The following is a 7,195-nucleotide window of genomic DNA, read 5'->3' as shown; positions in this document are numbered from 1 at the left end:
CGTCCGGGGCGAGCCTGGCACAGCCGACGGTGCGGGCGACCGTGCCCCTCGGCGGCGCCCCGGTCGCCGTCGCGGCCGCCCCGGACGGCTCGACGGCCCTCGTCGCGGTCCGTGACGCGGACCGGCTCGCGGTCGTCGACACCGCGTCCGACGCCGTCACCGGGGAGATCGAGCTCCCGGCCGCCCCGCAGGGGGTGGTGACCTCTCCGGACGGCACCCGCGCCTACGTCAGCACCGCCGGTCAGGGCGGCGGGCAGATCGCCGTCGTCGACGTGCCGGGGCGGACCGTCGTCTCGACCGCTGCCGTCGGCGGGGACCCGGCCGCGGCCGCGGTGTCCCCCGACGGCCGGTTCCTCTACGTGCCGTCCCGCGCGGACGCCACCGTGCAGGAGCTCGACCCGAACGCGGGCACCGTCACCCGGACCGTGCCGGTGTCCCGCGACCCGTACGCGAGCGCCACGAACGACGCGGGCGACCGCGTCTACCTCGCCACCCGCGGCGCCGACCAGCTCACCGTCCTCGACCCGGACAGCCTCACCGTGCTCGGCAGCTTCCCGGTGCGTGGCGGCGCGGAGTCCCTGGCCGTCAGCCCCGCGTCGGTCCCGCGGACCGTGGTCGCGGTCGGCGGCCCGGAGTCCGGCACCGTGACCGTCCTGGACCCCGCCGACGGCCGCGAGATCGCGACCGTGCAGGTCGACGGCGGCGCCACCGGCATGGCCTTCGCCCCCGACGGCCGCCACCTCTACGTCGCGACCCGGCAGGCTCTCGTCACGGTCGACACCGGGTCCTGGCAGGTCACCGGGACCACCGACGTCGCCCCGAACCCGACCGCCGTCGCGGTCGCCCCCGACGGCCGCACCGGCTGGGTCACCGGCGACGGCGCGGTCAGCGTGCTGAACCTGACCTGAGCCCGGGCCGGCCCCCGGCTGCGGGCCCGGCCCGTCAGCGCGCGACCGACAGCGGAAGCGACACCACGCGCCGCTTCACCACCGCCCCGTACCGGGCGTCGAGCCGCATCCACGACCCCGACGCGGACACCCGTACCCGCGGCCCGTCGGTCTCCTGCGGCGCCGAGCCGAGGAAACCCATCCCCGACATCGCGAACAGCACCCGCATCGGCACGGTGACCGGGCGGCCCGCGTCCGGCGGGGACACCGTCAGCACCGTCTGGTCCAGCAGCGACGCGGGCGGCCCCATCGGGCCCGCGTGCTCCCGGGCCAGTGCCAGCCCCCGGTCGGCGAGCTCGTCGAGCTCCGCGGCGGGGACGTCGTCGACCCGGGACCAGCCGTCGTCGGGCGGGAGCTCGTCGAGCCACGGCGCGGGCGGGCCGGGGTCGACCGCGGCGGAACGGTCGACGGCCAGCGCCGTCAGCAGCGTCGACGCCTGCGCCGTGACCGGCAGCGCCGGGTCGAGCTCCCCGGCCACCGATCGGGTCACGAGCACGTCGAACGGGGTGCGGGCCCACGCGGTGACCCGGCCGGAACCGGCTGTGAGCCGGATCGTGGCGCTCTGGTCGAGCCGGGCGACGCGCGCGGTGAACGCGCCGAGGTCGTCGCGCTCGGTCGCGTCCGCCAGTCGCAGGGTCACGACACGCCTCCCAGGTGGCGCTCGAGGAAGTTCCGCTCGTCGACGGTGAGCCGGCGGACCCGGTCCGCCTCGAGGTCGTAGAGGGCCATCCGGGTCCAGGCGGTGACCGCGACCGGGTCGCCCGCGCCGGGCCCGTCGTGCAGGGCGTAGTCGAGGACGAACGACGCGGCCCGCAGCTCCCGCACGGTGATCGCGCACCGCAGCGGCTCGGGCCGCCACGGCAGCTGCCGCTTGTACTCCACGTGCAGCCCGGCGACGAGCAGCCCGGAGGAGAACCCGGCGAGCCCCTCCCGCCCGGCGGCGGTGAAGGCCAGCGCGACGCGGGCCTCCTCGACGAGCGTGACGATCCGGGCGTGGTTGACGTGGCGGTAGGCGTCCTGGTCGGTCCAGCGCAGCGGGACCTCGGCGACGAAGGCGGTCACGGGGAGCTCCTACCGGGCCAGTCCGCGCAGCTGACGCGAGATCACCGACAGGGTCGCGAGGTCCAGCGACGCCGACGCCCCGATCTCCTCCAGCGCGCTGCGGGCGCGCGCGAGCTTCGAGGAGTTCGCCTGCTCCCAGGCGGCGATCGCGTCGTCGACACCCGTGCCGGGCGGGGTCTCGCGCAGCGCGTCGAGGGTGATCGAGCGCAGCGACCCGTAGAGGTCGTCACGCAGCGCGAGTCGCGCCAGCGCGTGCCAGCGGTCCCCGCGGTCGAGCCGGGACACCGCGGTCAGCGCCTGGTCGACGCCGAGGTGCTCGGACAGCGCGTAGTACAGGCGGGCCACCTCGGCGCCGGGCCGTGGTTCGGCCTCGCGGTCGGACAGCTCCACCAGCTCGACGACGTCGAGCAGCCCGTAGGCGTAGAGCGACAGCGCGGCCGACTCCACCATCTCCTCGGGCACCCCGCAGGCGCGCAGCTCCGCGGCACGTTCCTGAACCGCGTCGAGCTCGCGGCCCTGCAGCAGCTCGGGCAGCCGCGCCCGCAGCTCCGCGATGGGGCCGGCGAACCGGTTGACCTCCGCGCCGACGGCGAGCGGCTGCGGCCGGTTGGTCAGGAACCAGCGCGACACCCGGTCGAGCAGCCGCCGCGACTCCAGCACCACCGCGTCGGCGATCGGGACTCCGACCTCGGCCCGGCGGACGGCCTCCCACAGCGCGGGCAGCCCGAACACGCGGGTGGTGACGGTGTAGGCGCGCAGCACGTCGTCGGGGCCCGCGGAGATCTCCTCGCCCAGCCGGAACGCGTAGCTGATCCCGGCACCGTCGACCATGTCGTTGACCAGCGACGTACCGATGATCTCGCGACGCAGCGGGTGGTTGCGCACGGCGTGGTCGAAGCGCTCCCGCAGCGGGTGCGGGAAGTAGCCGGGCAGAGTCGGCGCGAACGCCGGCAGGTCGGGCAGGTCGGTCTGCAGCAGCCGGTGGGTGAGGTCGAGCTTGGTGTGGGCGAGCAGCGTCGCCAGCTCGGGGCCGGTGAGACCGAGACCGTCGGCGGCCAGGCGCGCGAACCCCGCCTCGTCGGGCAGGACCTCCAGCGTGCGGTCGAGCCCGGTGCGCCCGGCGAGGTCGGTGACCATCCGGGCGTGCACACCCACCATGCCCGGGGCGTGGGCGCGCGCGACGCCGAGCACCTGGTTCTGCGCGACGTTGTCGGCGAGCACGAGGGCGGACACCTCGTCGGTCATCGACGCGAGCAGCTCGTTGCGGGCGTCGCGGTCCAGGGAGCCGTCCGCGACCGGGCGGTCCAGCAGGATCTTGATGTTGACCTCGTGGTCGGAGCAGTCGACACCCGCGGAGTTGTCGATGGCGTCGGTGTTGACCCGGCCGCCGGCGCCGTCCGGGCCGCCGTGGCGGGCGAACTCGATCCGCCCGCGCTGGGTGAGCCCGAGGTTGCCGCCCTCGCCGACGACGCGCACCCGCAGGGCACGGCCGTCGACGCGGATGGCGTCGTTGGCCTTGTCCCCCACCTCGCCGTCGGTCTCGCCGGACGCCTTGACGTAGGTGCCGATGCCGCCGTTCCACAGCAGGTCGGCGGGGGCGAGCAGGATCGCGTGGATCAGCTCGGGCGGGGACATCGCGGTGACCGTGTCGGCCAGCCCGAGCGCGGCCCGGATCTCCGGCCCGACCGGCACCTTCTTCGCCGTCCGCGGCCACACCCCGCCACCGGCGCTGATCAGGGAGGTGTCGTAGTCGGCCCAGGAGCTGCGCGGCAGCTCGAACAGCCTGCGACGCTCGGCGTAGGAGGTCGCGGCGTCCGGGGTGGGGTCGACGAACACGTGCCGGTGGTCGAACGCGGCGACGAGCCGGATGTGCTCCGACAGCAGCATCCCGTTGCCGAACACGTCGCCGGACATGTCGCCGACGCCGACGACGGTGAACTCCTCGCGCTGGGTGTCGACGCCCAGCTCGCGGAAGTGCCGCTTGACCGACTCCCACGCGCCGCGGGCGGTGATGCCCATGGCCTTGTGGTCGTAGCCGACCGAGCCGCCGGAGGCGAACGCGTCGCCCAGCCAGAAGCCGTAGGACTCGGCGACGGAGTTGGCCAGGTCGGAGAACGTGGCGGTGCCCTTGTCCGCGGCGACGACGAGGTAGGAGTCGTCGCCGTCGTGACGCACCACGTCGGTGGGCGGCAGCGTCTCGGTGGCGCCGTCGGCGTGGGTCAGCAGGTTGTCGGTGATGTCGAGCAGCCCGGAGATGAAGGTCCGGTAGCAGTCCCGGACGTGCTCGGGCGCCGGCCCGGGCCTGCGCACGACGAACCCGCCCTTCGCCCCGACCGGGACGATGACGGCGTTCTTCACCGCCTGGGCTTTCACCAGGCCGAGCACCTCGGTGCGGTAGTCCTGCTGGCGGTCGGAGAAGCGCAGACCGCCGCGGGCGACCGGGCCGAACCGCAGGTGCACGCCCTCCACCGCGGGCGAGTACACGAAGATCTCGAACCGCGGACGGGGCAGCGGCATGTCCGGTACGGCGGCCGGGTCCAGCTTGAAGGAGAAGAACGGGCGGCCCCGGAACCAGTTGGTCCGCAGCGTCGCCTCGATGACGGCCAGCAGGCCACGCAGGATGCGGTCGGCGTCGAGGCCGGAGACCTGGTCGATCAGGGTGGTGACGTTCCCCAGTGCCCGCTGGTGGGCGGCATCGCGCTCGTCGGCGTCGGCCGTGGCCGGGTCGAACCGGGCGCGGAACAGGGCGATCAGACCCTGCGCGACCTGCGGGTGGGCGACCAGGACGCCGGCCGTGTACTGCAGGGTGAACAGCCCGCCGAGCTGGCGGGTGTAGCGGCTGTAGGCCCGCAGGACGGCGGCCTCGCGCCAGTGCAGACCGGCGCGCAGGACGAGCGCGGAGAACCGGTCGGACTCGGCGTCGCCCCGCCAGGCCGCGGCGAACGCCTCCTCGAACCGTCGCCCGGCGTCCTCGACGGTGACCGTCGGGACCGCGGGGGCTCCGGCGGGCTGCGGGGGCCGGAGCCCGAAGTCGTAGAGCCAGCAGCGACGGCCGTCGGGGCGGCGGAACTCGTAGGGCCGCTCGTCGACGACCTCGACGTCGAGCTGCTGCAGCAGCGGCAGCACACCGGTGAGGGTGACCGGGTCGTCGCCGACATAGAGCGCGAACCGGATGTCGCCCTCGATGCTGCGGTACAGCCGCAGGTCGAACGCGTCCTCGCCCTTCTCCCCCAGCGTCATCAGCCGCCGCAGGTCCTCGACGGCGCGCAGCGGGGTCACCGTCGCCTTGTAGGACTCGGGGACCCCGGCCAGCATCGGGCGGGCGGCGGGCCCGGCGTCTCCGAGCGCGGCGACGAGCAGGTCGTCCCACGTGCGGGTCGCCTCGGCGACGTGGACCTGCAGCTCGGCCAGGTCCACCGTGACCGGCTCGGCGCCGGGATCGGTGGTGATCGTCAGGTGCAGCAGCGCCAGCTCGACGTCGCCGACCTGCGCGGTGTAGCTGACGTCGGTGCCCCCGAGCCGGGTGCGCAGGATGTCGGTGATCTTCAGCCGGGTCGCGGTCGTGTAGCGGTCGCGCGGCAGGTAGACCAGACAGGACAGGAAGCGGCGGTACGGGTCGGGGTGGACGAACAGCCGCACCGCGCGGCGGGCGCCCGCCTCCAGCACACCGACGGCGGTGTCGTGCAGCCGATTCTGCGACGAGGTGAACAGCTCCGCGCGCGGCAGCTGGGAGAACACCTCGAGCATCTGCTGCCCGGAGTAGGAGTCGGCCGGGAAGCCCGCGCGCCGGATGGCGCCGCGGATGCGGCGGGCGACGACCGGGATGTCCAGGACCGACTCGTGCCGGGCCGGGACGGTCAGCATCCCGAGGAAGCGGTGCTCGCCGGTGACGGTCCCGTCGGCGTCGCGGGTGCGGACCCCCACGTAGTACGGGTGCACCGCACGCAGCACCCGGCTGCGCTCGCTGGCCCGGGTGAACAGGAGCAGGCCCGCGGGGTCGGCGGCGCCGGTCTCCTCGGGGAGGAAGACGTTCGCGCCGGCGTCGCCGGGGCGCAGCACGCCGAGACCGGTGTCGGTGTCGGGCCGCAGGCGCCCGTCCGGGCCACCCCCGTCATCGGTGCGTCGGGAGTAGTGGCGGTAGCCGACGAACACGAAGTGGTCGTCGACGAGCCAGCGCAGCAGGTCCGCGACCTCGGCCGGGTGCACGTCGTCCTCGTCGGTGTCGGCGGCCGTGGCGGCACCGGTCCCGGAGAGGTCGTCGGCGAGGGCGCGGGCGCGCAGGGTCATCGCAGCGGTGTCGTCGACGACCTGCCGGACCGCGGAGAGCGTGTGTTCCAGCTCGGCGTGCAGCGCGTCGGGGTCGAGGTCCCCGGAGGACACGAGGTCAACGTGCATCCACGACTCGACCGAGGCCCCCTCGGTGGGGTCGGTCGGGTCGGCGGCGGTGTCGACGCCGGTCAGCGTGCCGTCGGCGGCGCGGTGCACGACCAGGATCGGGTGCACGACGCGCCGCGCGGTGCCGCCGGCCCGGCCGATCCCGGCGAGCGCCGACTCGACGATGTAGGGCATGTCGTCGGTGACGATGTCGACCGTCACCGCGTCTCCCCCGGCGGCGGCCACCCGGACGGCGGCCCGGCCGGGTTCGCGGTGCGCGCCGAGCGCGAGATGGGTGTCGACGACGGTCGCCGGCCCGGGCAGCTCCGCGCCGCCGGTCGCGTCGGTCTCCGGGGTGTGCCGGGCGTAGAGACGGACGAGCTCCGCGGCGGCACCGCTCCCGGGGCGGGGATCACCGCCCGGCCCGTCGGTGCTCGTGGTGTTCCCGGTCTGCCCCGTCGTCCCGCTGCTCACGATCCACTCCGGCCCCGTGCGTGTGTTGACGGCCGTCACCCTATCCCGCGGTACCGACGCCATCGGCGGACCGGGACGGCCGCGTCCGCGCTGACCGGGCGAGCGGTTCCCGGCGGCCGGTCAGATCTCGCGGTAGGCCGCGAGGGCCCCGGCGAGCAGATCGGCGAGGCCCATGTCCTCGGGGATGCCTGCGGGCTCGGACGGGGCCGGCGTGGCCGGGGCGCCCGGTGTGCCGTCGCCCGGTGACGACGTCGTCCCCGGGGCGTCGGCGGCGCTGTCCTGCCGTCCGGGCGGCAGGGGTGACGCGCTGTCCCGCGTCGCGGGCGTCGCGGGCGGGG

4 protein-coding genes and 1 pseudogene are annotated in these 7,195 nt (G+C 75.2%); 1 reads left to right on the top strand and 4 read right to left on the bottom strand.

Going from position 1 to position 7,195, the window contains the following annotated elements:
- Nucleotides 1–908 (top strand): YncE family protein (locus GTW08_RS18205; protein WP_237453960.1); only part of this gene is annotated, 908 nt, incomplete at its 5' end.
- Nucleotides 909–942: 34 nt separating this feature from the next.
- Here GTW08_RS18205 and GTW08_RS18200 read toward each other — a convergent pair.
- From GTW08_RS18200 to GTW08_RS18185, 4 genes and pseudogenes are all read right to left on the bottom strand, one after another.
- Nucleotides 943–1,587 carry a hypothetical protein gene (locus tag GTW08_RS18200; protein ID WP_073578229.1) on the bottom strand — a complete coding sequence of 215 codons (645 nt, stop codon included), beginning with the start codon at nucleotides 1,585–1,587 and terminating at the stop codon, nucleotides 943–945.
- The gene (locus GTW08_RS18195; RefSeq protein WP_073578230.1) at nucleotides 1,584–2,009 is read right to left on the bottom strand and encodes an acyl-CoA thioesterase; all 426 of its coding nucleotides are present in this window, start codon (nucleotides 2,007–2,009) and stop codon (nucleotides 1,584–1,586) included. The genes GTW08_RS18200 and GTW08_RS18195 overlap by 4 nt, the downstream gene beginning before the upstream one ends.
- Before the next feature lie 9 nt (nucleotides 2,010–2,018).
- Nucleotides 2,019–6,857: an NAD-glutamate dehydrogenase gene (locus GTW08_RS18190; RefSeq protein WP_346009926.1), complete on the bottom strand. Its 4,839-nt coding sequence runs from the start codon at nucleotides 6,855–6,857 to the stop codon at nucleotides 2,019–2,021.
- Nucleotides 6,858–6,977: 120 nt separating this feature from the next.
- Nucleotides 6,978–7,195 (bottom strand): annotated as a pseudogene (locus GTW08_RS18185) (hypothetical protein); the annotation flags it as partial.

Source organism: Pseudonocardia sp. SID8383 (assembly GCF_009864975.1).
Lineage (GTDB): Bacteria > Actinomycetota > Actinomycetes > Mycobacteriales > Pseudonocardiaceae > Pseudonocardia > Pseudonocardia alni.
Note: the sequence above shows the minus strand (reverse complement) of the source record. Positions and strands in the feature narration are given on the sequence as shown.